We start from the raw sequence: 26,128 nt of genomic DNA on the forward strand, positions 1-26,128 counted from the left end.
CCGTTCCTCGCCCGCCCGTGCGCCTCTCTCGCCCCGCCCGTTCCTCGCCCGCCCGTGCGCCTCTCGCCCGCCCGGCCCCCGTCTTGCCCGAGCCCTGCCCCGCCTCCGCCCGCCCCGCCAAGGAGAGAACACCGTGAGCAACCAGACCCAGACCCCCGCGGGCGCGGCGACCCCGCCCGCCCGCAGCCGCTGGGCGGGCGGCGCCCCGCCCTTCCCCGGCGGCCGGCCCGCCGTCCTCGGCACCCTCGCCACCGTCGTCTCCCTGGTGATCCTCGTCGCCCTCGGCGAGGCCACCGACCAGCTCCTGATGATCGCCCCGCTCGCCGCCACCGCCATGATCATCTGCAGCACTCCCGTGCTGCCCCCGGCACAGCCCCGGGGCGTCATGCTCGGCCAGGTCGGCTCCGGTGTCCTCGGACTCGTCGCCGTCGCCCTGTTCGGCCGCTCCCTCTGGGTGGCCGCCGTCGCCGCCGGACTCAGCGTCGGCCTCATGCTCCTGCTGCGGGCCGTCCACGCGCCCGCCGCCGCCACCGCCGTACTCGCCGTCCTCCAGGACCCCGCGCCGCTGCGCTTCCTCGTCCTGCTCGCCGTCGGCAGCGCCCTGCTCGTCCTGGTGGGCCTGATCGCCTCCCGCCTCGGCGTGATCGGCAAGTACCCGACGTACTGGTGGTGACCCGCGCCCGCCGGTGGTGAACCCCCTTCCGTCCGCCCGTACCTCCGCGTACCCACCCTCAACGGAGCGCCCGTGAACCGAGACAGACTGCTCGTCAGCTGCGAGCAGATCATGGCAGAGCTGCGGAACCCCGCGGCCGGGGACGAGAACACGGTCCTCGTCGAGATCACCGACGGCGGCAGCCGACTGGGCCGGATCCCCGGCTCGGTCCGCCTGGACTGGACCGGCGACCTCCAGGACCCGGTGCGCCGGGACGTCATCCGCCCCGAGGCCTTCGCCGAACTCCTCGGCCGGCACGGCATATCCGCCGACCACACCGTCGTCCTCCTCAGCGGCAACAACAACTGGTGGGCCGCCGCCGGGTACTGGCAGTTCACCCTGTACGGCCACCGGGAACTGCGCATCCTCGACGGCGGCCGGCTCCGCTGGGAGGCGCTCGGCGCCGCCCTCACCCAGGACGTCCCCGCGCGCGAGCCCGTCACGTACCCCGTACCGGTCGTCGACGAGACGATCCGCGCCCGCCGCGAGGACATGCTCGACCACATCGGACGCCACCAACTCCTCGACGTCCGCTCCCTGGAGGAGTACCTCGGGCAGAGCAACACCCCGCCCGGCGTGCCCGAGGACCTCGGCGTGCGCTGCGGACACGCCCTCTCCGCCGAGCACATCCCCTGGCACACCGCCGTCCGCCCCGACGGCACCTTCCGCGACGACACGGAGCTGGCCGCCGCCTACGCCGGCGTCCGCACCGACGCCCCGACCGTCGTCTACTGCCGGGTCGGCTGGCGCTCCGCGCACAGCTGGTTCGTGCTGAGCGAACTCCTCGGCCTACCCGACATCCGCAACTACGACGGCGCCTGGCGCGAGTTCGGTTCGCTCATCGGCGCCCCCATCGTCAACGGGCCCCAGCCCTGGGGCCCCGACGGCATCCCGTCCATCGTCGCCCAGCGCGACGCCGCCTCGGAGGTCCGCGCCCATGCCTGACGTGACCGTCTTCCGCAACGTGCTCCGCAACGGCTTCGAGCAGACCGACCTGCCCTGGGTGCCGTGGACCGAACCCGGACGCGTCGGCGTCGAGTTCGTCGTCCTCTGGGGCCCCGACCCGGCAGAGGACGAGGACTCCGCCTCGCTGCTGCTGCGCTTCCCGCCCGGCGCGCACGGCGACTTCCACGAGCACCTGGGCCATGAGCTGATGCTCGTCCTCGACGGCACCCTCGACCACAGCGACGGACGCCGCTTCCACCGCGGCGACCTCGTCGTCGAGGAGCCGGGCACCCGCCACCAGATGTCCAGCGCCGAGGGCTGCACCGTCCTCGCCGTCCGCGCCCGCCCCGCCGCCTCCCGCACCCCCGGGGCCGGCGAGATCACCACCGGCGTCGGCGCGGGTGCCGGGACTCCCTCCGGCTGAGGCCCTCGCACACGATCCAGCGGCCGCCGGGCCCCCGCACGCCCGGCGGCCCTTCCGTACCGCTTCCGCCCACCCGCCCACCCCGCACCCCTTCCGGAGAGAGACGCCATGACCCCGTCCGCACGGCCTCAGCCCCTGCGCAGTCCCGAGCCCTCCCGCCGGGTCCTGCTCACCACCGGTTCCTCCGACGCCCACACCTGGAACCTCGTCCACCTCCAGCTCTTCCTTGAGGAGCACGGGCACTCCGTCCTCAACCTGGGCCCCTGCGTCCCCGAGCAGCTGCTCGTCGACACCGCCCGGATGACCAGCCCCGACCTCGTCGTGCTCTCCTCCGTCAACGGCCACGGCCACCAGGACGGGCTGCGCGCCGCCCGCGCCCTGCGCGCCGACCGCCAGACCCGCACCGTCCCCATGGTCATCGGCGGGCTCCTCGGCATCTCCCCGGAGGGCGCCGCCACCCGTACCGCCGAACTCCTCGACGCCGGATACGACGAGGTGTACGCGGACGGCACCCCGCCCACCGCCCTGCTGCGCCGGCTCGCCGACCTCGGCGGCGCGTGTACCGGGCGGGCCGCGGCTTGACGACCTCCGCCCCGCCGCCGCTCGCCCCCGGCGATCTCGGCGTCTTCGTCCAGGAGTCGGCCGCGGCCGGCGAACTGGTCGTCCAGCCCCGGATGGGGATGGTCGGACCCGAGGAGATGGCCGGCGGAGTCGCCGCCGTCGCCGCACTGCCCGAGCGGACCGTCGCCACCCTCACCATCGACAGCTACACCCGCGTCGGCGACCACGCCGCCGCTACCGCCGCCCTGCGCGCCGGCCGGCCCCTCAATGGATTCCCGCTGGTCAGCCACGGCCCCAGGACCACCGCGCGGGTCGCCGCCGCGGCCGGACGGGCCACCCCCGTCCAGGTCCGGCACGGATCCGCCGACCCGATGGCCATCTTCCGCACCATGGTCGCCGCCGGGCTCGCCGCCTCCGAGGGCGGCCCCGTCTCCTACTGCCTGCCCTACGGGCGTACCCCGCTCGCCGAATCCGTCGCCGCCTGGCGCGACTCCGTGCAGTTCCTGACGGAGGAGAGCCGCGCACACGGGCGGCGGGCCCATCTCGAATCGTTCGGCGGCTGCCTCCTCGGCCAGCTCTGCCCGCCGTCCCTGCTCGTCGCCGTCTCGGTCCTGGAGTGCCTCTTCTTCGTGGCCAACGGCGCGACCAGCGTCTCCCTCAGCTACGCCCAGCAGACCCATCCCGCCCAGGACACCGGCGCGCTCACCGCTCTGCGGCTGCTCGCCGACGAGTTCCTGCCGCCGTCCGTCGACCGCCACATCGTGCTCTACACGTACATGGGCGTCTACCCGAGGACCGTGCCCGGCGCCCGGCTGCTGCTGCGCCGCAGCGCCGAACTGGCCGTACGGGGCGGGGCCCAGCGCCTGATCGTGAAGACCGAGACCGAGGCGCACCGCATCCCGACCGTCGAGGAGAACCTGACCGCCCTGCGGATCGCCGCCGACGCGGCCCGCTCCGCGCCCCGGCGCGGCTCACACCCGGGCACCGCGTCCGCCGCCAGGTCCGCCGACGCCGGCGCCGAGGAGACGCTCGTCGAGGCACGTGCCCTGGTCACGGCCGTCCTCGAACTCTCCGACGACCTCGGCGTCGCCCTCCTCAAGGCCTTCGACCGCGGACTGCTCGACGTGCCGTTCTGTCTGCACCCGGACAACCGGGGCGCCGTCCGGTCCACCGTCGCACCCGACGGGCGCCTGCAGTGGACGGATCTGGGCGCGCTGCCGCTGCTCACCACCAGCAGGAGGACCGTTCCGATGACCTCACGCCAGCTCTCCGGCATGCTCGGCAGGGTCGCCCGCGAGCACGACCAGGCGGCGGCCGCGAACCCGCCGCCGGAGCCGGCGCCGAGGAACGCCCCCGCGCCGTCGGGGGAGCCGCTGCGGATCGCCTTCGTCGGCATGGGCCCGCGCGGCCTCTCCGTACTGGAGCGACTCGCGGCCCGCTGCGCCGACACGCCTCCCGCCCGCCCGGTCGAGGTGTTCGCGGTGGACCCGTACGAGGCGGGGGCCGGGCGGATCTGGCGTACGGACCAGTCGCCGTGGTTCCTGATGAACACCCCGGCCCAGGAGGTCACCATGTTCTCCGGGCCGGCCGACGACGGACCGCACCGGCCCGGCGCCGGCCCCTCCCTCGGCGAGTGGTGGGCGCAGGACGATCCGGCGTCCGCCGAGCCCGAGGGGTACGCGCCCCGCGCCGTCTACGGCCGCTATCTGACGTACGTCATGCGGCGGATCGAGGAGACCCTGCCGCCCTCGCTCACCGTCCGGCGCGTCCCCGCCCGGGTGATCTGCGCGGAGCGCGGCCGGGGCGAGGGCCCGCGGGACAGAGCCCGGCACCGGCTGAGACTCGACCGCGGTGACGTCCTCACCGTCGACCGGGTGGTCCTCGCCACCGGCCACCCCGTCAACGAGCTCGACGCGGACCAGCGGGCCTGGACGCGGTTCGCCCGCGAACACAGCACCCCCACCCGCCCCGTCCGCTACATCGCGGGCGGCTCCGCGAGCGAGATGCCGCTCGCCGGGATCCCGGCGGGCGCGAGCGTGGGCATCCTCGGCATGGGGCTCACCTTCTACGACATCCTCACCGAGCTCACCCTGGGCCGCGGCGGCACCTTCACCGAGGGCTGCGAAGGCCTGCTCTACCTGCCCAGCGGCAAGGAGCCCCGGATCCTGGCGGGTTCCCGCGGGGGAGTGCCCCTGCTCACCCGGGGCGCCAACCAGAAGGGACCCGAACACCGGTACCAGGCAAGGCTCTTCACCGCCGAACGGATGGCCGCGATCCGCGCGGCGGAGGCACCCCTCGACTTCGAGCGGTCGGTCCTGCCCTGGCTGCTCGCCGAGGTCAACCTCGTCCTCCTCGCCACCCGCATCCGCCAGGTCCACGGGCCCGAGGCGGCCGAAGAGTTCACCGAGCGCGGCGTGCAGGCCCTCGCGGACCGCTCCGATCCCGACCCGCGGCTCCTGGAACGGCTCGCCGCAGGACACCGTGTCGACGCCCGGCCGATCACCGGACTCGACGCGCTCGCCCGCCCGTTCGGCGGCCGGCGCTTCGGCTCCCCGGCCGAATACCACAAGGTCCTCACCGAATGGCTGCGCGCCGACCTGTTCGAGGCGCGCCTGGGCAATGCCGACGGGCCCCTGAAAGCGGCCGCGGACGTGCTCCGCGACGTCCGGCAGACGATCCGTACCGTCGTCGACTTCGGCGGACTCACCCCCGCCTCGCACCGCTGGTTCCTCGCCGAGTTCGGCCCGGTCGCGGCGATGGTCTCGACCGGGCCGCCGCAGGTGCGCTCCGAGCAGTTCCTCGCGCTGCTCGCGGCCGGGGTCCTCGAACCGGTGGGCCCCGGTGCCCGGTTCGGCGCGGACCCTGTCGAGGGGCGGTTCACGGTGGAGTCCGCGCAGGTGGAGAACTCCTGGGTGGCGCTGGACGTCGTCGTCGACGCCCGGGTCCCGGGCACCGACCTGACGGCCGACCGGGACCCGCTGATCCGGGGCCTGATGGTGGACGGGGAGATCCGTACCTTCACCAACGCGGGCGACGGAGCCGAGGGGTTCGCCACCGGTGGGCTCGACTGCACCGACTCCCCGTACCACCCCGTCCGCGCGGACGGCTCGGTGGACACCAGCACCCATGTGCTCGGCATCCCGAGCGAGTACACCCGCTGGTTCACCCAGGTGGGCAGCGGCCGGCCGGGCCTCTGGGGCTCCTTCACGCGGGACGCGGACGCGATCGCGGAGGCACTGGTGGGAGTCGCGGGGGTGGGCCGACCGGCGACCGACCGGGTGCTGCTCGGGGGTGCGGGGTGAGTGGCGGTGCCCGTTCGCCCGCCCACGAGGAGTACCGGGCCGCCCGGGATCTGCTGCTGCGGCTGCGCGGCGACCGGGAGGCGGCCCGCGCCGCCTTCCGGTGGCCGCGCGCCGAGCACTTCAACTGGGCCCTCGACTGGTTCGACGTCATCGCCGAGGGCAACGACCGGCCGGCGCTCGAACTCCTCGGCCACCCGGGCCCGGACGGCGTCGTACCCGTCGTCGACCGGGCCTCCTTCGCCGAACTCTCCGCCAGGTCGGACGCGTTGGCGGTGGCGCTCCGCGAGCACGGAGTCGTACGGGGTGACCGCGTCCTGATCCTCCTCGGCACCCGGGCCGAGCTGTGGGAGACCCTGCTCGGCTGCATCAAGCTCGGCGCGGTCGTCGTCCCCGGCTACCAGGACCTGACCCGCGCCGAGGCCGCCGACCGGATCGCCCGGGGCGCCATCCGGCACGTGGTCGCCGCACCCGAACTCGTCGACACGCTCGCCGAGTTGCCCGTGCCGGGCATCCGGATGGCCGTCGAGGCGGACGGCCCGGCCGGCTGGGTCCCGTACCCCGACACCCGCCGTCCCGGTCGGCCGCGCTTCGTCCCGGACGGGCCGACCCGCGCGGCCGACCCGTCGTTCTGCTACTTCACCTCCGGGACGACCTCGCTGCCCAAACTCGTGGAGCACAGCCACGCCGGATACGGCGTCGGGCACCTCTCCAGCCTGTACTGGAGCGGCCTGCGCCCCGGCGACCGGCACCTCAACCTCTCCGCGCCCGGCTGGGCCAAGCACTCCTGGTCCAGCTTCTTCGTACCCTGGGCGGCGGAGGCGACCGTACTCGCGCCCCCGGACGGCGGCCTCCCGGCGGGCGTGCTGCCCGGCGTCCTCGCCGCGCACGACGTGACCAGCTTCTGCGCGCCCCCCAGCGCCTGGCGGTCCCTGCTCCCGTACGTGACCGCCGGGGCGGCGGCTCCCCGGCTGCGCGAGGCGACGGCGGCGGGAGAGCCCCTGACGGCGGAGACGGTGGAGCGGATCGAGGCCGCCTGGGGGGTTCGGGTCCGCGACGGCTACGGCCAGACGGAGGCGACCGCCCTCATCGGCCGCACCCCCGGCACCCCGGAACCCCTCGCCCCGCTCGGGCACCCGCTCCCCGGGTACCGGATCGTGCTGCGCGACCCGGAGACGGGGGAGCGGGGTGAAACGGGCGAGGTGTGCGTGGATCTGACGGAGCGTCCGCCCGGTCTGATGCGGGGGTACGCGGGCCTGCCCGAGCGCACGGCGGAGGCGTTCGCCGACGGTCTGTACCGCACGGGAGACCGCGGCGAGCGGTGCGCGGACGGCTCGATCCGGCTGCTCGGGCGGATGGACGAGGTCTTCAAGTCCCACGGTCACCGGGTCTCCCCGATGGAGATCGAGGCCGTGCTCCGCACCCACCCGGAGGTGGCCGACGCGGCGGTGGTGCCGTGCGAGGACCCGGAGGGCGGCCTGGCCCCGTACGCGGTCGTCGAACTCCACCCGGAATCCGGCGAGTCGGACTCCGCCGCGCACGGGCGCGTCGGGGCGGAGCTGCTCGCGCTGGCCGCCGAACGGCTCGCACCGGTCTTCGTGCCGCGCGGGGTCACGGTCGTGGCGAGTCTGCCGCGCACCCGCTCGGGCAAGGTGCGACGGGGCGAACTCACCCCGAAAGACTGACCCGGACCCGGACCCGGACCCGTGACCCGGACCCGGGGCCGGCCCCGACCCCGGACCCGGGGTCGCGATCGGTGGCCGCGACCGGGCCGGTCGCGGCGGGCGCCGGCCCCGCCGCACGCCGCCGCGCCCCGGATCGTCAGGCCTTCACCGGCTCCCGTTCGGCCGTCCGCAGCAGGATCTCCGCGACGCCCCTGGCCCGTACCGCCGCCTCCGGCGTGCCCTCGCGGAGGGCGGTCACGATCGCTCCGTCGCCGAGCAGGGCCAGCTGGCGGGCCAGGGTCTCGTGGTCGCGGTAGCCGCCCTCGGCGAGCAGGCGGTCCAGGACCGCGATGACCTTCTCCTTGTGCTCGGCCGCCACATGGTGGGCCGGGCTGTCCGGGTCGGCCGTCTCGACCATCGTGTTGATGAAGGCGCAGCCGCGGAACGAGGCCGCGGCGAAGCGTTCCGCGAGGCCGTCGAAGAGGGCGAGCGGCAGCTCCTCCGGGGAGCGTTCGCTGGCCTCGATCCGGCCGTCGAGCCAGGCCCGCCACATGCCGTCGCGGCGCCGCAGCACCTCGACGACCACGTCGTCCTTGCTGGGGAAATGGCGGTAGAAGGAGGCGCGGCCCACTCCGGAGTCGGACAGGATCCGCTCGATGCCGACGGCCCGGATCCCCTCTTCGTAGAACAGACGCTCCGCCGCGCTGAGGAGCCGTTCTTTCGCGTTCGTGGCCATACCAGACGGTACCACTCGGTGCCGTATAGGTGATCCCTCAAGGAAAAGGGGAGTGGCTGCCTCCCGTTGCATCAGACGGAACCGATCGGTACCGTCTTGATGGTACCGATCAGTTCCGTCTTGGTCCGGCTCAAGGAGAGCTCCATGCCCCGCCTGCCCCAACTGACCGTCGAGACCGCCAACGAGGAGCAGCGCGAGCTGCTCGAAGGCACCCTCAAGCAGCTCGGCAAGCTGCCCAACCTGTACGCCGCCCTGGCCAACGGCCCCGCCGCCCTTCGCGGTTACCTCGCCATGCGCGAGGCCCTCGTCGGCGGCAGCTTCAGCGCCCGGCAGCGCGAGCAGCTCGCGCTCTACATCGCTCAGCACAACGACTGCACGTACTGCGTCTCCGCGCACACCCTGCGCGGCGGCAAGGTCGGCCTGAGCGAGCAGGAGCTGCTCGACACCCGTCACGGCGCCGACGCCGGCGACCCGCACATGGACCAGGTGCTCCGCTTCGCGGGTGCCGTCATGGCCACCGGCGGCCGCGTCACCGACGATTCCCTCGCCGCCGCCCGCGCCGCCGGAGTGACCGACGCCGAGATCGCGGAGATCGTCGGTCACGTCGCGCTCAACGTGCTGTCGAACTTCTTCAATCACGTTGCGCAGCCGGACTTGGACTTTCCGTTGGTCCCGGCCCAGCTCGCCGAGTAGAGTCTTCGCGGCCGAGCAGGGGTGCCGGGCGCGAAGGGGCGTCCGGCACCCCTGCGGCTGTTTCAACCGACTGGGGCGATCGAAGCGGGTGGCCGACCAACCACCTGATGTGAGGAACTGCCGCCTGCGCGGCAGGGGGGAATTCACGTGGACATCGACGCAAGAACCCTTCGCACCTTCCGCGAGGTGACCCTGACAGGGTCGTTCACCCAGGCGGCGCGACGCCTCGGGTACTCGCAGTCCAGCGTCACGGCACAGATGCGTGCCCTGGAACGGCAGGTGGGCGAACCCGTCTTCGAGCGGCTCCCCAACGGCGTCCGGCTCACCGACGCCGGCACCGTACTGCGTGACTACGCCCGCCAGATCCTCACCCTCGTCGGTGAGATGGAGACCGCCCTGCGCCGACCCGCGGCCAACCCGCCGCGGCTGACCGTGGGCATCGTCCCCGCCTTGGCGTACGGACAGCAGCTCGCCCGGGTCACCCAGATCGGGCGACGGCTCCTCTCCGGCGTCCAACTCGCCCTGCGCGTCATGGGAACCGCCGAGGTCCACGACGCCTTCCGGTCCGGAGCGATCGACGGCGCCCTCGTCCTCACCGTCGTCGACGCCGAGGACCCGGTGGTCCGGCTCGCCGACCAGATGCACACCGAACGCTCCGACGAACTCACCGAAGTGCGGCTCCAGGAAGTCGAGTTCGTCCCCGTCACCAGCGTCGGCCACCGACGTGCGAGCCTCGGCCGTCAGGTCGTCATCGCCGACCCCGACTGTCCCTCCCAGCGCTGGCTCCCCGAATTCCTCCGGCTGCGCTGCGACAGCCCGCCCGAGATCCACGAACTGGGCTCCATGGCGGGCGTCCGCGCCGCCACCCAGTCCGGCCTCGGCTGCGCCATGCTCCCCATCGCCCTCGCCGCCTCCCACCAGGAGGCCGGAGGACTGCGCCCCCTCCCCGGCGTACCCCGGATGCGCTGGAACGCCTCCCTCCTCCTCGGCCGCTCCGACAGCCGGCCCGCCCTCGACTGGCAGAACCTGACGGAGACCCTCCGCCAGGCCACCGCCCTCTCCTGCGCGGTCCACCCCGGCGAGCCCGGCCCCGCGAGCCCGGTCGACGTGCTCGGAGACGTGGCCCCGGCCCTCGACCCGGACCCGAGCATCGCCTCGTAGCGCTCCACTCCACAGACCGGTGCCACGGCGCACCGCCGCCTCCCCCCGGCCCCACCCCCGACCGGGTCCTTGTGGGAGCGACGGCGCGCCGTGGCACCTCCCTCTCCCCGACCTCCTCAGTGCTCCGGCAGTCCCAGCGGGATCCGGCCCATGGCCCGCCCGTGCTCGTCGAGGAGCCAGCTCATGCGCTTGGGGGAGTGCAGGGCCACCGTCCGGTCCCGTACCTCCAGGGCCGGGAAACGCTCCGCGAGCAGCGCCTCGAAGGGGTCCACCGCGCCCAGACCGTGCAGCCAGACCAGGACGAGCAGGTTGTACGGGCCGCTCACCGACACGCACATCCGCACCTGCTCCAGCCGGGCCAGGGCGTTGCCCGTCTGCTCCAGGAGGGCGTGCGGCACCGACGTCCGATAGACCACCATCGTGGAGAGCCCCGCCATCGGGTGCGCCAGATCGCAGCGCAGGGTGATGTCCCCGTCGCGGATCATCCGCTGCAGCCGTCGTCGCGCCGTGTGCTCGCTCATACCCGTGAGCGCGCCGAGCTCCCCGTACCCGAGCCGCCCGTCGGCGCCGAGCGCGGTGAGCAGCGCCTGGTCCTGCGGCGACGGCCGCTCGTGGAGATGGGTGCTGTAGGTGCGGGGCCGGGCGGTCGGCGCCCCGCCCAGGCCGGCGCGCTCGGCGGGGTTCATCGCCCGCATCCGCCAGTCGCGCCCCTCCCCGTACAGCGTGATGCCCAGCCGGGTCCGCGTCGAGCGGACCCCGCGCAGCCCGCCGATCCCCCGGTGCACCGCGCGTCCCAGGGACGGCAGGTCCGGGGCGGCGACGGAGAGGAACAGGTCGAAGTCCCCGGCCGTCTCGTCGACGCTGAACACCCAGGGCAGTGCCGTGACCGCCGCGCTGACCCGGTCGAAGGCGCGCGGCCGGCACCGCACCTCCACATAGGCGACCGTGGCCGTCTTCGCCGCGTCGTACGCGGTGACCCAGGCGAGCCCCTCCGCACGGAGCCGTTCGAAGCGGCGGGCGGCCGTCGTCGCGTTCACGCCGAGCGCCTGCCCGATCCGGGTCCACGGCGCCCGAGGGGCCGCCTGCAGCGCGTCGATCAGCGCCAGATCCAGCTCGGAGAAGCCCGCGAGAGCGCCCTCCGTGCCGTAATCCGGCTCAGAGGTGCTCTCGCTGATGCTTTCCGGCAATCCGGAAGGACTCTCGCTCACGGACCGGATCGTAGGGGCACTTCCGGCCGACCACCAGATTCGGCCACCGGCGAGAGGAGTACCGTGCCTGCTCCGACCCTTCCCGCGTCCCCCGTGGCGCCGTCCGCGCACCGCAGAACCGTCCGCGTCACGGTCGTCCTGCTCTTCGCGGCCTGGCTGGTCGACTACGCCGACCGGCTCGTGATCAACCTCGTCCTGCCCTCCCTCGGCGCCGAGTTCGACCTCGACCGCACCCGGCAGGGCCTCGTCGTCTCCGCCTTCTTCCTCGCCTACGCCCTCTGCCAGATTCCGGGCGGCCTGCTCGCCGACCGGTTCGGCGGCCGGCGGGTGACCCTCTGGGCGCTGCTGACCTGGTCGGTCTTCACCGCCCTCACCGGCTTCGCCTGGTCCTTCGCCGTACTGCTGGCCCTGCGCTTCGCCTTCGGCGCGGCCGAGGGGATCTTCCCGCCCGCCGCCATGAAGGTCCTGGTCGAGCGCACCCGGCCCGAGGAACGCATGAGTGCCAACGGCACGGTCATGAGCTCCAACGCCCTCGCCGCCGTCATCACCCCGCTGACCGTCGCCCCGCTCGTCGCCGTCTTCGGCTGGCGCTCGGCGTTCTGGTCGACCGCTGCCCTCGGCATCCTCGCCCTCCTCGCCGTACGTCTCTGGCTCCCGGCCCCGCTGCCCCGTACGGACCGTGCGGAGGACGCCGCCACCGGGGCCGCCCGCCCCGCCCTCCGCGCGGTCCTGCGCAAGGGCGTCCTGTGGCGCTTCGCTCTCATGATGTTCGGCTACAACACCATCGTCTGGGGCCTCAACACCTGGGTCCCGTCGTATCTCAGTGAGGAGCACGGCGTGTCCCTCACCTCCGCCGGAGCCCTCATCGCCGTCCCCGCGCTCGGCGCCGCGCTCGCCACCGTCCTCGGCGGCCGGCTCGCCGACCGGCTCGGCGGCCACCACCGCAGGATCATCGTCCCCGGCATGGCCGTCGCGGCCGTCGCCCTGCTCCTCATGGCGAACGCGCCGTCCGTCGTCGGCTTCGTCGTCTTCGGCACCGTCGCCGTCTTCGCCGCCTCCCTCGCCTACATGCCGATCTTCGCCGTCCCCCTCGCCGGCCTCTCCCCGGCGTACGTGGGCGTGGGCAGCGCCGTCGTCATCTTCGGCGGCCAGGTCGCCGGCATGGTCGCCCCGCCCGTCATGGGCGCCCTCGCCGACGCCTTCTCCTTCCAGGTCGCCTTCGGCTTCCTCGTCCTCGGCGCGCTGATCGCCGCCGTCATGGCCTGCCTCACCCCACAGGACGCGGCCGCCTTCCGCGCCGCCGCCGACGAACCGCCGGCCTCCCGCTCCCCGTCCCTCAACACCGCAAAGGACTCCGCATGACCGTCGAGACCGCCTCCACGTCCGTCACCCCGCTCCTCTCCGGCCTCGACGCGAGACTGCCCGAGCTGCTCGCCCTCTACCAGGACCTGCACGCCCACCCCGAGCTCTCGTTCCAGGAGTTCCGGACCGCCGGTGTCGTCGCCGGGCTGCTGCGGGCCCAGGGCTGGGAGGTCACCGAGGGCGTCGGACGCACCGGAGTCGTCGGCGTCCTCGCCAACGGCCCCGGCCCCGTCGTCCTGCTCCGCGCCGACATGGACGCCCTCCCCGTCAAGGAGGAGACCGGACTCCCGTACGCCTCCGTTGCCACCGGCACCGACCCCGACGGCAACGAGGTGCCCGTCATGCACGCCTGCGGGCACGACATGCACGTCACCTGTCTGCTCGGCGCCACCGGCCAGCTCGCCACCCACCGGGAGGCCTGGCACGGCACCGTCGTCGCCGTCTTCCAGCCCGCCGAGGAGATCGGCGGCGCGCCCGCCATGATCGAGGACGGCTTCCTCGAACGCTTCCCGCGCGCCGAGGTCTGCCTGGGCCAGCACGTGGCCCCCGCCCCGGTCGGCTTCTTCGGGACCCGGCCGGGACCGGTGATGGCGGCCTCCGACAACTTCCGGGTGACCCTCTTCGGCCGGGGCGGGCACGGTTCCTCCCCGGAGACGGCCGTCGACCCCGTGGTGCTCGCGGCGGCGGTCGTGATGCGGCTGCAGACGGTGGTCTCCCGGGAGATCGGCCCCGCCCAGACAGGTGTCGTCACCGTCGGCTCGCTGCACGCCGGGACGAAGGAGAACATCATCCCGGAGACCGCCGAGCTGTGGATCAACGTCCGCTCGACGACCCCGGCCGTGCGGGACCGGATCCTGGCCGCCGTCACGCGCATCGTCCGGGCCGAGGCCGTCGCCTCGGGCGCCCCCAAGGAGCCCGAGTTCACCCCGCTCAACTCCTTCCCGGTCACCGTCAACGACGCGGGGGCGACCGCCGTCGTGCAGGACTCCCTCACCGAAGTCCTGGGTGAGGAGCGGGTCTTCACGCTCACTCAGATCATCACCGGCAGCGAGGACTTCGGCACCTTCGGGACCGCGCTCGGCGTCCCCTCCGTCTTCTGGCACTTCGGTGGCGCCGACCCCGCCCTCTACGCGGACATCGACCCCGACTCGCTCCTGGAGGACGGCCTCCCCGACACCGTCCCCGCCAACCACTCGCCGCACTTCGCTCCCGTACCGGGGCCGACGATCCCGCTCGGCGTGACCGCCCTGCTCGCGGCCGCCGCCCCGTGGCTGACGAGGACGACCGCCCCCGGCGCCTGACAGCTGCCGGTCCGGGGGGCGCGGGCGGGCTACAGACCGGGGCCGTTGTACGCGCCGCGGTGCGGCTTGGAGGTCGCGGACACCGGGTTCGCCCAGTAGTCGCGGCCTCCGTTGCCGCTGATCACGGAGCCGTTGTTCAGCGCCGGCGACGTGGCGCGGAGCTTGTAGCCGTCGACGGAGTGGATGGTGTCGCCGCCGGTGCCGGGGTTCACGAACTGCGGGTCGCCCACGATGCCGTTGGCGGTCGGCCTCGGCACGCCCTGGAAGACGTTCCACAGCCAGGAGATCCCCGCGGCCGTGGGCAGCCGGGAGTCGGTGGTGCCCACCCAGATGTTGTTCTCCACGACGCTCTCGTCGGGGAGCGTGATGCTGAACTTCTTGTCCGTGCAGTAGAGGACGTTGTTGTACATGTGCAGCGCGGACCGGCCCGCGCTGACGCTGCTCATCCGGCAGTCGTTCTCGGAGATGTTGTAGCGGATGACCTGCTGGGCGCCGCCGATGGTGCCGCAGCCGTCGCAGTCGAGGAAGAAGCCGCCGATGTTGTCGCGGCTGAAGTTGTACTGGATCGTGCAGGTGCCGGTGTTGCCCCAGTCGCAGTCGAAGGCCTGGCTGTCGGCCACGGACATCCTGGTGATGCCGTACACGGCGTTCTTCTGGATGGTCGGGTTGTGGTCGCCGAGCACCCAGATGCCGGCGAAGTTGCCGCCGGAGAAGGGGTAGACGCCGTTTCCGACGCCGGAGGCGGTGTTGTACTGGATCATGGGCGCGTCGGCGTAACTCGCGATGATGCCGTCGCCGCCGACGTCCTTGACGGCGTTGTGCTCGATCAGCACCCCGGAACCCTTGACCGCCATGGCGCCGACCCGGATCTTGAGGCCGCCCCCGCCCGTGTTGCTGATCTCGTTGTGGTGGACGTGGACGTCGTTGAGGGTCGAATTGGTGCCACTCGCCCCCGTGACGATGCCGGCGGACTGGACGAAGTCCTCGGTGGACGGGCTGTTCTTGCTGGTCTGACCGGCGACACGGTCGACGACCAGATACCCGATGTCGAAGCCGCGGTGCGCCTGTCCGTCGGTCGCGGAGATCCGCAGCCCCGTGCGACGGGCCAGGGAGGCGGCTGGGTTGGTCAGCTTGAGGTTGCTGATCCGCCAGTGGTCCTGGTTGGTCAGGGAGACGGTGTCCGGGGCGCCGTTGCCGTCGATCACGGGCAGCGCGCCGGTGCCGTATTTCGTGAGCGTGATGGGGGCGGCGGAGGTGCCGCTGCCCTTGGGGGCGAGGGACCCGGTGCAGGTGGTGCCGGACGCGAGGGCGAGCGTGTCCCCGGCCGCGTACGTCCTCGCGTTCGCCTGGGCGACGCTGTTGAAGGGCGAGGCCTGGCTGCCGTCGCCGGCGTCCGTGCGCGAGCAGTCCACATACGTGGTGCTGCCGGCGGCCGAGGCGGGCACGGCGGTCAGGGTGAGGCCGCCGGTGAGGGCGAACGCGAGAGCGAACGCGACGGCGACGGGCCCACCGATCGCCCTACCCCGCCCCGGAGTTGGCTCCATGGTCATGACGCGACACCTTTCTGGAGGTCTGGTGCCGCCAGAAGCTAGGTGGGCCCTGTGAGCGAGTCAATGTAAAAGTGTCGATTGATCGAATATCGATCAGATGGCGGTTGATTGGTCGACTCATGGATGGTCGAGGCGGGCCCTGCGGGACGGCTGGACGGTCCCCGATCGATAAAGTGGGCTCACGATGACACGCTTTCGTGAGAGTGTTCGGTCCCTGCTGCGCGAGCAGGTGCTCGACGCCGCCCACCGACTCGTCGCCGCCGACGGCTGGGGCGGGCTGCGCATGACCGCCATCGCGCGGGCCGCCGGCATCAGCCGGCAGACCCTCTACAACGAGTTCGGCTCGAAAGAGGCCATCGGCAAGGCCCTGGTCCAGCGCGAGCTGGAGGGCTTCCTGGTCGGCATCCAGCGCGAACTCGACGCCCACCGGGGCGACCTGGAGGCGGCGGCCGCCGCCGGGGTCGGCTACACGCTCCAGCAGGCCGTGGACAACCCCCTCATCAAGGGCGTCCTGGTCGCGGCGCGCGGCGGTGAGGACGATCTCCTCGCCTATCTCACGACCCGCCCGGAGCCGGTCTTCGGTACGGCGATGACGATGCTCGACGCCTACGCGATCGACGCCTGGCCCGATGTGGACGAGGAGTCCCGCGGACTCGCCGTCGAGACGATCGTGCGGCTCACGGTCAGCCACATCGTCCAGCCGGTGGCCTCCCCGGAGGAGTCGGCGCGGCGCATCGCCACGATCACGGCGAGGATCGCCCGCCCGGGCGGCAGGGCCTGACGGAGGGCATGAAGAAGCCCGGTGTCGGACACGGGGGATCTCCGACACCAGGCCTCTGTTGAATATTGTACGAGACTCTGGGGTGTGGTTCGTACACAAGGGCGGCGGCCGGTGCCCGGGGTCCGGGTGCGGCGGGCGAGTGGCAGGCGGACGGGGTACAAGTCCACTGAGACGCGGATGCGGCCGAGCGGGCCCCTCGCTCCGCCCGGCCGCGTCGCCGGTGACGACGAGGAGGCCGCCGTGGAAGGCAGAAGCAAAGGATTCGTGCAGTCCTTCAACCGTGCCGGTGGGTACGGATTCGTCGTCCCCGTGGGCTCCGAGGAGCAGGTCTACTTCAGCGCCGAGGACATCGAGGGCGAGGGGCGCACGCTCTCCGAGGGTCAGCAGGTCTCCTTCGTCCTGGTCCTGGGCGACGGCCGCTTCGAGGCGAAGGAACTGCGCATCTGACGCGGGACCGGCGACGCCGGTCCGCCGCCAGGGTCCACGGGCCGGGGGTCGGGACCGGCTCGTCTGCCTACCATGGGCCCATGTCTGAGCGCCTGGACCCCGCGGCCGTCCCCCGTCCGCACGAGCGGACGCCGGGAGCGCTCGAACTCTCCGCGGCGGCGGAGGTGTTCGGCCTGCTCTCCGACCCCACCCGGCTGCACCTGGTGTGGCTCCTCACCCGGGGCGAGGCCGATGTGACCGCTCTGACGGAGGCCTGCGGGGCCGCCCGCCCCGCCGTCAGCCAGCATCTGGCCAAGCTGCGCCTCGCCGGCCTCGTCCAGTCCCGCAAGGACGGACGCCGGGTCGTGTACGCGATGCCGGACGGCCATCTGAAACGCCTGGTGGTCGAGGCGATCAGCCGTGCCGACCACGAGGTGAGCGGGGAGCCCTGGCACGACTGAACGGCGCCTCGAAGCCCTCCTGGCGAGGCCCCTCTGACGTCAACATGTGCGCAACCATGCACGCGTCGGCTACGTTGGATACGTCCGCAGTCCGCCGTGGCCGACCGGGGGCGTCCTCATGCTGTCCGTGCTGCGCAACCCCACCTACCGCCGTCTGTTCGGCGCGCAGGTCGTCGCCCTCACCGGCACCGGCCTGGCCACGGTGGCCCTGAGCCTCCTCGCGTACGACCTGGCGGGCGCGAACGCCGCCGCCGTCCTCGGTACCGCCCTCGCGATCAAGATGGCCGCGTACGTCGTGCTCGCCCCGCTCGTCGCCGCCCTCGCCGACCGCGTACCCCGGCGGGCCCTGCTCGTCTCCATGGACCTGGCACGCGCGGCGGTCGTCCTCGCGCTGCCGTTCGTCAGTCGGATCTGGCAGGTGTACGTCCTGATCCTGGTGCTCCAGGCCGCCTCGGCCGCATTCACCCCGGCCTTCCAGGCGACGATCCCGCAGGTGCTGCCCGACGAACGCGACTACACCGAAGCCCTGTCGCTCGCCCGGCTCGCCTACGACCTGGAGAGCCTGGCGAGCCCGGTGCTCGCCGCCGCACTGCTGACCGTCGTCCCGTACACCTGGCTCTTCACCGGCACCGCCATCGGCTTCCTCGCCTCCGCCCTCCTGGTCCGCACGACGGCCCTCCCCGGGGCGGACCCGAAGCCCGCCGACGGCGGTGCCTCCTGCCCGCGTACCTACGCCAAGGCCGCCTCCGGCATCCGGCTCGTGCTCGCCGCCCCGCCCCTGCGGGCCCTCCTCGCCCTCGACCTGGCCGTCGCCGCGGCCGGGGCCGTGGTCCTGGTCGACACCGTGATCCTCGTCCGGGACACCCTCGGCCGCCCCGCCGGACACGTACCGCTCGCCCTCGGCGCGTACGGCGCGGGCTCGATGGCGGTGGCGCTGCTCCTGCCGCGCGTCCTGGAGCGGGCCGGCGACCGCGCGGTCATGACGCGGGCCGCCTTCGTCCTGCCCGTGGCCCTGGGGCTGCTGGCCCTCGGTCTCACGGTCCCGACCGGGGCCTGGTCCTGGCCGGCCCTGCTCGCCGTCTGGCTGATCACCGGCGCCGCGGGCTCGGCGGTCCTCACCCCGGCCGGCCGGGTGGTGCGCCGCTCCGTCCGGAGCAGCGACCTGCCCGCGGCCTTCGCGGCCCGGTTCTCCCTCTCGCACGCCTGCTGGCTGCTCACGTACCCGCTCGCCGGCTGGCTCACCGCGACGGCGGGCCCGGCCGTTTCGTCGGCCGCGCTCGCCCTCGTGGCCCTGGCGGGGGCCGCGGGCGCGGCGCGCATATGGCCGGACGCGGAAACGGATCCCGGGACGGAAGCGGCCCTGAGGGCGGAAGCGGATCGTCGAACGGAAGCGGATCCCGGGGCGGCAGCCGCCCCGGCCCCCGCCTCCCCTCAGCGCGGCAGCCGCATCTCCAGGCCGTCCAGAACCACTTCCAGTCCGTAGAAGAACTTCGCGTCCCGGATCGCGACCGGGTCCACCGTCGCGTGGACGGCGGCGTCCGCGTACGCCTCGGTGAGGTGGTCGTGCCCGGCCGCCGCCTGCTGGGCGGCCGGCATCAGGCTGGCGATGAGGTCCCCCTCCGTCCTCCCGGAGCGCGCGACCGTGCTGAGCCAGGCCGCCTCCGTCGTGCTCATGCCGATCACGTACGCCATGACCGTGTCGATCGCGCGGCTCGGCTCCGGGAAACCGGCGTCCGTGAACAGGCCGGCGAGCCGCTCCGAGTACGACATCAGGTTCGGGCCCAGATAGGCGAGGCCCGCCTGTCCGAGGACGGACGAGAGCCAGGGGTGGCGCAGGGACGTCGCGCGGAACGAGACCGAGGCCTCGGTGGCGGCGGCGCGCCAGGGGCTGCCCGGCGGCGGGACGGTGAACTCGGCCGCGACCTCGTCCACGGCGAGCTCCATCAGCTCGTCCTTGGTCGCGACATGGCGGTAGAGGGAGGTCGCGCCCGCGTTCAGGCGGGCGCCGAGCTTGCGCATGCTCAGCGCCTCGATGCCGTCGGCATCGAGCATCGCGATCGCCTCGCGGACGATCGCGACCCGGCTGAGCGCGGGCTGGTCGGGGGCGGACTGCTGTCGTGCCCATACGGACGGAACGGGATTCGCCTTGGCGGCCATGGTCCTCCTCGATGCGCTTCTGTGCGTACGGCGTTCGCATCCAGCGTACAGCGATCGAGGGTTGCGAACACTGTGCGCAGCTGCGTACAGTGTTCGCAACGAAGGAAAACGAGCGCCGACGGAAGCCGAGCGCTTCCGAAGCCGAGGGGGAAGTCCCATGGAAACCCGAAACCGCAACCCACGCCGCTGGTGGATCCTGGTCGTGCTGTGCCTCAGCACCCTGGTCCTGGTGGTCGACAGCATGGCGCTGACCGTCGCGGTTCCGTCCATGACGGAGGACATCGGGGCGAGCGCCCAGGACATCCAGTGGATCCTGGACTCCTACATCCTGGTCTTCGCGGGACTCCTGCTCACCTCGGGAAGCCTCGGTGACCGCTTCGGCCGCCGCAAGATCATGATCATCGGCCTGCTGCTCTTCGGCGCGGCCTCCCTGGCCGCGACGGTCTGCACCACCCCCGGCGAGGTCATCGCCGCCCGGGTCACCATGGGCATCGGCGGCGCGCTGATCATGCCCTCCACGCTCTCCATCCTCATCACCGTCTTCGACGAGGACGAGCGCCCCAAGGCGATGGCGGCCTGGGGCTCGGTCTCCATGCTCGGCCTGGTCGGCAGCCCGGTCCTCGGCGGCTTCCTGATCGACCACTTCTCCTGGCAGTCGATCTTCTTCATCAACGTCCCGGTCGTCGTCCTCGCCGTCCTCGCCGCCCTCACCCTGATGCCCGAGTCGAAGGGCCCGTGGCAGAAGCCCGACCCGCTCGGCGCGATCCTCTCCGCGGTCGGCATGACCGCGATGATCTGGTGGATCATCGAGATCCCGCAGCACGGCGCCTTCGACGGCCGCGGTCTCATCACCCTGGCGGTCGCGGTCGTCACCCTCGGCGGATTCGTGATCTGGGAGAACGTCACCCCCGAGCCGATGGTGCCGCTGGTCCTCTTCAAGCACCGCAACTTCAGCGGCGGTTCGCTCTCGCTGACCCTCGTGCAGATCGGCAACGGCGGCCTGCTCCTCGTCCTCACCCAGTACCTGCAGTTCGTCCTCGGCTACTCGCCGGTCAAGGCGGGTCTCGCCTTCGTCCCGCTCGCCGTCGCCGCCCTCATCGGCAACGGCGCCGGTGCCGGCCTCGCCGCGAAGATCGGCAACCGCCTCCTGATCCTGGCCGGCATGCTGACCATGGCCGGCTCCTTCGCCCTGCTGACCACGGTCGACGCCCACTCCGGCTTCACCGTCCCGGCCGTCGCCCTCGGCCTCCTCGGCCTCGGTGCCGGCCTCGCGATGCCGGCCGCCGTCGGCGCCCTGATGAGCACCATCCCCGCGGAGAAGGCGGGCGTCGGCTCCGCCCTGAACGACACCATCCAGCAGGCCGGCACCGCGCTCGGCATCGCGATCCTCGGCTCGCTCCTCACCAGCACCTACCGCTCCGAGATGCCGGCCGACGCCCCCGAGCAGGCCAAGCAGTCGATCGGCGGCGCACTGGCCACCGCCCGGGGCGACGCCGGTCTGATCGACGCCGCCAAGGAGGCCTTCGCCTCCTCGATGGCCACCACGTTCACCATCAGCGCCGTCGGTGTCCTCGCGGCGGCCGTCCTCGCCACCCTGGTGATGCGTGACAGCAAGCCGGCCCCGGCGGCCGACCCGACGGCCGACCCGAAGGGCGAGACGGAGCTCGTCGCCTGACCCCACGCAGCAAAGAGCCGGTGCCCCCGCAAGGGCACCGGCTCTTTCACGTTCACTCCGGCTCCGACCCCGGTTCCGGTTCCGGTTTCGACTCCGGCTTCGGCTCCGTCACTCGCCCGGAGCGGGAGGAAGCGCGTCCATGAACGAGCTGACCGAGAACACCGCGCGGCCGGGGCCGGCGGGCCCGTACCCGGGCGGCGCCGTCAGTCCGTACTCCTGCAGCGTCGCCGTGTACGCCTCAAGCAGTCGCAGGTGGTACTCCAGCGGTGCCCCGTCCGGGTTCTCGCGGCCCAGCGGGGTGGTCGGCTCCGGGCACCAGGTCGTGAAGCGGGGCGTGATCCCGCGCGACATGAAGAACCGCAGACCCTCCCGGGTGGAGGCGATCGCCTCGTCCACGGTCAGGAACCCGGACGGGCGGGCCATCTCGACGCCCGCGACGAAGTTCGGGATCACATTGCGCGGCCCGAAGATCTCGGCGGAGTCCAGGATCCGGCGGTGCCACTCGTCCCGGCCGATGTAACGCTCCTTGCCGGGGCAGTACAGCTCGAACAGCCGGCGGTCCCACACCTCGTAGTTCGGGTGGTAGATCCGGATGCCGTAGTCGTGGAAGCGCTGGACGTCCTCCTTCGGCAGGGCCTGCGCCACGACCTTGCCGATCCAGCGGCCGGGGAAACGCTCCTCGATCGCGCGCGCGTACTGCCCGTAGAAGTCGGCCTCGTCCTTCCCGCCGACCTGGGACGTGACCGCGCCGCCCGTGAGGGTGTAGGCGGTCGACGTACGGGCGGTGTCGTGGCGGTCGATGATCTCCAGCGCCTCCAGGACCTCGTCGACCGGCTTCACCCCGGTGTACGGGCGGCCCGCCGCCTTGTGCTGGCGCCAGTTGTGGTTGATGTCGCAGTACTGGCACTCCTCCTTGGCGCCGAAGTACTGGCAGACCCGGAAGACCGTGAGGTAGATGAGATAACCCCACTGAATGGTCGGGGCGACCTCCATCACGGACTTGCCGTTCGACAGCGGGTGCCGGTAGTACTCCGGCATCGGCGGCAGACCGACATCGGCGATCTTGACCCCGTCGAGGAACAGCGCCAGCGCCCCGTCGCCGTCGGGCGCCACCCGGTACGGGGACGACGGGTTGACCCGTACCGACACCACCGTGCGACGCAGCTCGTACGGACCGCCCGTGAGCACGATCTCCTCCGGCGGGCGGTTCAGCGCCGCCTCCCCGAGTTCCGGCAGCGTCCGGTGGTCGAAGGAGAAGATGAAGTACGACTTCGGCTTCACATCGCCCCCCTCGTTCCCGGACAGCGCGGACGGGTCGAAGGCGAGCCCGCCGCGCAGCAGGTCCTCCTTGAACACGGCCTCCGGAGGGATTCCGGGGAAGCGGTCCATGAGGGATTCGACGACGGCGGTACGGGTCGGGGCGGCGCTGGACACAGGCGGATCTCCAGGTGAGAGACGACGGAGCCGACGTGTCTCACGCTACGCGCGTCCGCGTCCGGAGCCGCGACCGGTACCCCGGCGCGGCCGGACGGGCGGCGGTCGTTACTTGTTCACGGTGAAGCCCTGGTCGTTGCCGTACGTCACCGAGGCCTCCTGCCACTTCTTCAGGCCGTCGGTGATCGTGGTGGCGGAGACGTACGCCTTGCCCACGGTGTCGTTGAAGATCGAGTTCGCGTACACCTGGTACGGCAGGTAGGACCAGTCGGCGCCCACGTCACGGGCGGAATCGGCGAAGATCCGGTTGGCCTGCTGGCCGCCGAAGTACGGGAACGGGGTGTCGAGGAACGCCTTCGACTCCAGGTCCGCGCGCGTGGCGGGGAAGGCGCCCGCGGCGACCCGGGAGCTCGCACCTGCACCGGTGGTCGCGAACTCCGTGAAGGCGTAGGCCAGTTCCTTGTTCTTGGCGGCCTTCGGCACGGCGAGCGAGCTGCCGCCGTTCTCCGCGCTCACCTTGTCGCCCTTCGTCCACTGCGGCAGCGGGGCGACCCGCCAGTCGCCGGAGGCGGAGGCGACCCCGGAGGTCAGGTTGGCAGGCATCCAGGCGCCGATGGAGAGGGTGGCGAGGGAGCCGTCGGCCAGGCCCTTGTACCAGGCGTCGCTCCACGAGCTGATCGGCGCGACCAGCTTCTCGTCGAGGAGCTTCTGCCAGGTGGCGGTGTACTTCTTGGTGCCCTCGTCGCCGAAGTCGACGGTGACGTCCGTGCCGTCCGTCTTGTACGGCCGGCCACCGGCCTGCCAGATGAGACTGGTCGTGGCGCCGGCGTCGCCGGTGTCGTTGGTGATGAAGATCTTGGGGTCGGCCTTGTGGAGGGCGCGGGCCGCCTCCACGTACTCGTCCCAGGTGGTCGGCACCTTGATGCCGTGCTTGTCGAAGACCTTCTTGTTGTAGAAGAACGCCATCGGACCGGAGTCCATGGGCAGGGCGTAGATGGCCTCGTCCTCGGTGACCGCGTTCCACGGGCCGGAGGTGAAGGTCGTGCCGTACTTCCGGGCGCCGTAGGAGGAGAGGTCCTCGACGGACTTGCCGATGGCGAACTGGCCCAGGGCGTAGTACTCGACCTGTGCCACGTCGGGGGCACCGGAGCCGGCCGCCATCGCGTTCTGCAGGGCGGTGTACTGCTTGTCGCCGGTGCCCGCGTTGACCAGCTCGATGTCGACCTTCGGGTACTTCTTCTCGAAGTCCTCCGCCACCTTCTTGAGCGTGGGCTCCCACGCCCACACGGTCACCTTTCCGCCCTTCGCCAGCGCGGCCTCGACGTCCTTCGGGCCGCTGCCGCCGGCACCGCCGTCGGAGGCGTCGCCGCCACCGCAGGCCGTGGCGGTCAGCACGAGCGTGGAGACGACGGCGAGGGCGCCGAGGAGTCTGCGGGTGGTGTGCTTTCTCATGGGCTGTGCTCCTGGTCGAGGGTGCGGCGGAGAGGGTGGAGTGAGAGGAAAGAGGAAAGAAGAGGAGGGGCGCTATTCCTTGACGCTGCCCGCGGCCAGGCCGGACTGCCAGAACCGCTGGAGCAGCAGGAAGACGGCCACGATCGGGACGATCGTCAGCAGGGAGCCGGTGATGATGAGGTCGAACACGGCCTCGCCGCCCGCCGTCTGCGCCTGCGCGTTCCAGGCGTTGAGGCCCAGGGTCAGCGGGTACCAGTCGGGGTCCTTGATCATGATCAGCGGAAGGAAGTAGTTGTTCCAGGTCGCGACCATCGAGAACAGGAGCACGGTGACGGTCCCCGGCATCAGCAGCGGCAGCGCGATCGTGAAGAAGGTGCGCAGCTCGCCGGAGCCGTCGATGCGCGCGGCCTCCAGGAGTTCGGTGGGGACGGACTCGGCGGCGAAGACCCACATCAGATAGAGCCCGAAGGGCGAGATCAGGGACGGGATGATCACCGCCCACGGGGTGTTCGTGAGCCCCATGTTGCTGAACATCAGGAAGGTGGGGACGGCGAGGGCGGTGCCGGGTACGGCCACGGCTCCGAGGACCACCGCGAACACCGCCCGGCGGCCGGGGAAGTCGTACGTGGCGAGGGCGTAGCCGCCGAGGACGGCGAGGATCGTGGCGCCGCCCGCGCCGGCGACGACGTACATGAGGGTGTTGAGCAGCCAGCGGACGAAGACACCGTCGTCGTACGTGAGGGTCCGGCCGATGTTGTCCCAGAAGTGGCTGTCCTCGGCGAACCAGAGGCCGAAGGAGTCGAGGAGCCCGTTCTGGTCCTTGGTCGCGTTGATGACCAGCCAGGCGAGCGGGAGCAGGGTGTAGACGAGGACCAGGCCGGTCACGAGGGTCAGTGGCACGCTGGGGCGGGGGTGGAGCGGGGTGTGCGGGGGGCGCTTGCGGCGCTTCGCGGTGCCGGTGCCGGTGCCGGCCTTCGGGCCGGAGTCGGCGCCGGGCGAACCGGCGGCGGCCGGGGTTCCGGATCCGGAGACCGTGCTGGTGAGGGAGGTGGTCATCGGCTCAGCCCTTCCGCATGCCGCGCAGCTGGACCGCGTAGGCGATGATCGCGGTGAGGACACCCATCACGATCGCCACGGTCGCCGCGTAGTTGTGCTGCTGGCCCGAGAAGGACAGCGAGTAGGTGTAGAGGTTGGGGGTGAAGTCGCTGGTGATGGCGTTGGGAGCGAGCTTCTGCAGGATGCTCGGCTCGTTGAAGAGCTGGAAGCTGCCGATGATCGAGAAGATCGTGGCGATGACGAGAGCGCTGCGGATCGCGGGCAGTTTGATCGAGGTGACGACCCGCCACTCGCCGGCGCCGTCGATCGCCGCGGCCTCGTAGAGCGAGCGGGGCACGACCTTGAGGGCGGCGTAGAAGATCAGCATGTTGTACCCGACGAACTCCCAGGTCACGATGTTGCCGATGGAGGCGAGGACCAGGGAGGGGGAGAGCGGGTCCGGCAGCGCGATCCCGAACGCGTCGTTGACGTTCCCGACGAGGCCGAACCGCGTGCCGTACATGAAGCCCCAGATGAGGCTGGCGACGACGGCGGGCACGGCGTAGGGGAGGAAGATCGAGACGCGGAAGAAGGCCTTGCCGTAGAGCCGCCCGCTGTCGATCGCGAGGGCGACGAGCAGTGCGATGCCCAGCATCACCGGCACCTGGACCAGGAGGAAGAGGCCGACCCGGGTCAGCCCCTCCCAGAAGCGGGGGTCGGTGAGCGCCTTGCCGTAGTTGTCGAGGCCGACGAAGGAGGTGCCGCCGATGAGCCGGTCCTGGAAGAGGCTCAGGTACAGCGCGTATCCGATCGGCGCGAGGAAGACGAGGCCGAAGACCGCGACGAACGGGCCGGCGAATCCCCAGCCCACGAGGGCCTCCTTGCGGAGACGGAAGCGGGCTCGTGGGCGGGGCGGTGGTGCTGCCGTAGCGCGCGTCGACAGGAGCGTCATGGCTGGGGTCCTTGCGTCGGTGACCGAGCGGGTCCGGAGACGGGGAGCGGAGCGGGGAGAGACGAAGACGGTGCGAGGGGAGCGAGATGTGCGGGCCTGGCGGCCGGAAATCGGCCTCGCGAGGGCTGGCCGACGAGAA

Annotated in this window: 23 protein-coding genes; 15 read left to right on the forward strand and 8 right to left on the reverse strand. The window is 72.3% G+C overall.

The window, feature by feature from the left end:
- The first annotated feature begins 133 nt into the window (after positions 1-133).
- The 6 genes from OG514_RS24250 (at position 134) to OG514_RS24275 (ending at position 7,626) form a co-directional block, all read left to right on the forward strand.
- A complete protein-coding gene (locus OG514_RS24250; RefSeq protein ID WP_266898165.1) occupies positions 134-673 on the forward strand; it encodes an HPP family protein in 540 nt (179 codons plus the stop codon).
- 72 nt (positions 674-745) lie between these two features.
- Positions 746-1,657, forward strand: a complete 912-nt coding sequence (locus tag OG514_RS24255; RefSeq protein ID WP_266898166.1) for a sulfurtransferase — start codon at positions 746-748, stop codon at positions 1,655-1,657.
- Positions 1,650-2,081, forward strand: a complete 432-nt coding sequence (locus OG514_RS24260) for a cupin domain-containing protein (RefSeq protein WP_266898167.1) — start codon at positions 1,650-1,652, stop codon at positions 2,079-2,081. Before OG514_RS24255 ends, OG514_RS24260 begins: the two co-directional genes overlap by 8 nt.
- A 108-nt stretch (positions 2,082-2,189) precedes the next feature.
- Positions 2,190-2,663, forward strand: coding sequence for a cobalamin B12-binding domain-containing protein (locus tag OG514_RS24265; protein ID WP_266898168.1), 474 nt, complete (start codon positions 2,190-2,192; stop codon positions 2,661-2,663).
- The gene (locus OG514_RS24270; protein WP_266898169.1) at positions 2,660-5,944 is read left to right on the forward strand and encodes an FAD/NAD(P)-binding protein; all 3,285 of its coding nucleotides are present in this window, start codon (positions 2,660-2,662) and stop codon (positions 5,942-5,944) included. The genes OG514_RS24265 and OG514_RS24270 overlap by 4 nt, the downstream gene beginning before the upstream one ends.
- Positions 5,941-7,626 (forward strand): acyl-CoA synthetase, encoded by a 1,686-nt coding sequence (locus OG514_RS24275; RefSeq protein ID WP_266898170.1) that lies wholly within the window; start codon positions 5,941-5,943, stop codon positions 7,624-7,626. The genes OG514_RS24270 and OG514_RS24275 overlap by 4 nt, the downstream gene beginning before the upstream one ends.
- Positions 7,627-7,762: 136 nt before the next feature.
- On the opposite strand, the gene OG514_RS24280 is transcribed toward OG514_RS24275, so the two are convergent.
- On the reverse strand, positions 7,763-8,341 hold the full coding sequence (locus tag OG514_RS24280; RefSeq protein WP_266898172.1) for a TetR/AcrR family transcriptional regulator: 579 nt from the start codon (positions 8,339-8,341) through the stop codon (positions 7,763-7,765).
- Between the two features lie 144 nt (positions 8,342-8,485).
- Here OG514_RS24280 and OG514_RS24285 point away from each other — a divergent pair, with 144 nt between their 5' ends.
- Together OG514_RS24285 and OG514_RS24290 are read left to right on the forward strand one after the other, a co-directional pair.
- Positions 8,486-9,034, forward strand: coding sequence for a carboxymuconolactone decarboxylase family protein (locus OG514_RS24285; protein ID WP_266898174.1), 549 nt, complete (start codon positions 8,486-8,488; stop codon positions 9,032-9,034).
- Between the two features lie 147 nt (positions 9,035-9,181).
- Entirely contained in the window at positions 9,182-10,195 is a 1,014-nt protein-coding gene (locus OG514_RS24290) for a LysR family transcriptional regulator (protein WP_266898176.1), read from the forward strand.
- A gap of 116 nt (positions 10,196-10,311) precedes the next feature.
- On the opposite strand, the gene OG514_RS24295 is transcribed toward OG514_RS24290, so the two are convergent.
- The gene (locus tag OG514_RS24295; RefSeq protein WP_266898178.1) at positions 10,312-11,403 is read right to left on the reverse strand and encodes an Lrp/AsnC family transcriptional regulator; all 1,092 of its coding nucleotides are present in this window, start codon (positions 11,401-11,403) and stop codon (positions 10,312-10,314) included.
- A 63-nt stretch (positions 11,404-11,466) separates the two neighbouring features.
- Between OG514_RS24295 and OG514_RS24300 the strand changes: the two genes are divergently transcribed.
- Both OG514_RS24300 and OG514_RS24305 read left to right on the forward strand, forming a co-directional pair.
- A complete protein-coding gene (locus OG514_RS24300; protein WP_266898180.1) occupies positions 11,467-12,765 on the forward strand; it encodes an MFS transporter in 1,299 nt (432 codons plus the stop codon).
- Positions 12,762-14,066, forward strand: coding sequence for an amidohydrolase (locus tag OG514_RS24305; protein WP_266898181.1), 1,305 nt, complete (start codon positions 12,762-12,764; stop codon positions 14,064-14,066). The genes OG514_RS24300 and OG514_RS24305 overlap by 4 nt, the downstream gene beginning before the upstream one ends.
- A 29-nt stretch (positions 14,067-14,095) precedes the next feature.
- Here the strand turns inward: OG514_RS24305 and OG514_RS24310 are convergent, their stop codons facing one another.
- Positions 14,096-15,616 carry a right-handed parallel beta-helix repeat-containing protein gene (locus OG514_RS24310; RefSeq protein ID WP_266898183.1) on the reverse strand — a complete coding sequence of 507 codons (1,521 nt, stop codon included), beginning with the start codon at positions 15,614-15,616 and terminating at the stop codon, positions 14,096-14,098.
- Between the two features lie 184 nt (positions 15,617-15,800).
- Here OG514_RS24310 and OG514_RS24315 point away from each other — a divergent pair, with 184 nt between their 5' ends.
- The 4 genes from OG514_RS24315 (at position 15,801) to OG514_RS24330 (ending at position 18,767) form a co-directional block, all read left to right on the forward strand.
- A complete protein-coding gene (locus OG514_RS24315; RefSeq protein ID WP_266898185.1) occupies positions 15,801-16,397 on the forward strand; it encodes a TetR family transcriptional regulator in 597 nt (198 codons plus the stop codon).
- 264 nt (positions 16,398-16,661) lie between these two features.
- Positions 16,662-16,844 (forward strand): cold-shock protein, encoded by a 183-nt coding sequence (locus OG514_RS24320; protein ID WP_266898187.1) that lies wholly within the window; start codon positions 16,662-16,664, stop codon positions 16,842-16,844.
- Between the two features lie 80 nt (positions 16,845-16,924).
- On the forward strand, positions 16,925-17,284 hold the full coding sequence (locus OG514_RS24325; RefSeq protein WP_266898189.1) for a metalloregulator ArsR/SmtB family transcription factor: 360 nt from the start codon (positions 16,925-16,927) through the stop codon (positions 17,282-17,284).
- 118 nt (positions 17,285-17,402) lie between these two features.
- Positions 17,403-18,767: an MFS transporter gene (locus OG514_RS24330; RefSeq protein WP_266898191.1), complete on the forward strand. Its 1,365-nt coding sequence runs from the start codon at positions 17,403-17,405 to the stop codon at positions 18,765-18,767.
- Here the strand turns inward: OG514_RS24330 and OG514_RS24335 are convergent.
- A complete protein-coding gene (locus OG514_RS24335) occupies positions 18,716-19,441 on the reverse strand; it encodes a TetR/AcrR family transcriptional regulator C-terminal domain-containing protein (protein WP_266898193.1) in 726 nt (241 codons plus the stop codon). The genes OG514_RS24330 and OG514_RS24335 overlap by 52 nt on opposite strands.
- Positions 19,442-19,598: 157 nt before the next feature.
- Between OG514_RS24335 and OG514_RS24340 the strand changes: the two genes are divergently transcribed.
- A complete protein-coding gene (locus tag OG514_RS24340) occupies positions 19,599-21,116 on the forward strand; it encodes an MFS transporter (protein ID WP_266898195.1) in 1,518 nt (505 codons plus the stop codon).
- Positions 21,117-21,224: 108 nt separating this feature from the next.
- On the opposite strand, the gene OG514_RS24345 is transcribed toward OG514_RS24340, so the two are convergent.
- The 4 genes from OG514_RS24345 to OG514_RS24360 form a co-directional block, all read right to left on the reverse strand.
- Positions 21,225-22,505, reverse strand: coding sequence for a radical SAM protein (locus OG514_RS24345; RefSeq protein WP_266900943.1), 1,281 nt, complete (start codon positions 22,503-22,505; stop codon positions 21,225-21,227).
- A 153-nt stretch (positions 22,506-22,658) separates the two neighbouring features.
- Positions 22,659-24,002 carry a sugar ABC transporter substrate-binding protein gene (locus OG514_RS24350; RefSeq protein WP_266898197.1) on the reverse strand — a complete coding sequence of 448 codons (1,344 nt, stop codon included), beginning with the start codon at positions 24,000-24,002 and terminating at the stop codon, positions 22,659-22,661.
- Between the two features lie 72 nt (positions 24,003-24,074).
- Positions 24,075-25,058: a carbohydrate ABC transporter permease gene (locus OG514_RS24355; RefSeq protein WP_266898199.1), complete on the reverse strand. Its 984-nt coding sequence runs from the start codon at positions 25,056-25,058 to the stop codon at positions 24,075-24,077.
- Between the two features lie 4 nt (positions 25,059-25,062).
- The gene (locus OG514_RS24360; protein WP_266898201.1) at positions 25,063-25,989 is read right to left on the reverse strand and encodes a carbohydrate ABC transporter permease; all 927 of its coding nucleotides are present in this window, start codon (positions 25,987-25,989) and stop codon (positions 25,063-25,065) included.
- Positions 25,990-26,128 lie beyond the last annotated feature (139 nt).

Source organism: Streptomyces sp. NBC_00572 (genome assembly GCF_026341815.1).
GTDB lineage: Bacteria > Actinomycetota > Actinomycetes > Streptomycetales > Streptomycetaceae > Streptomyces.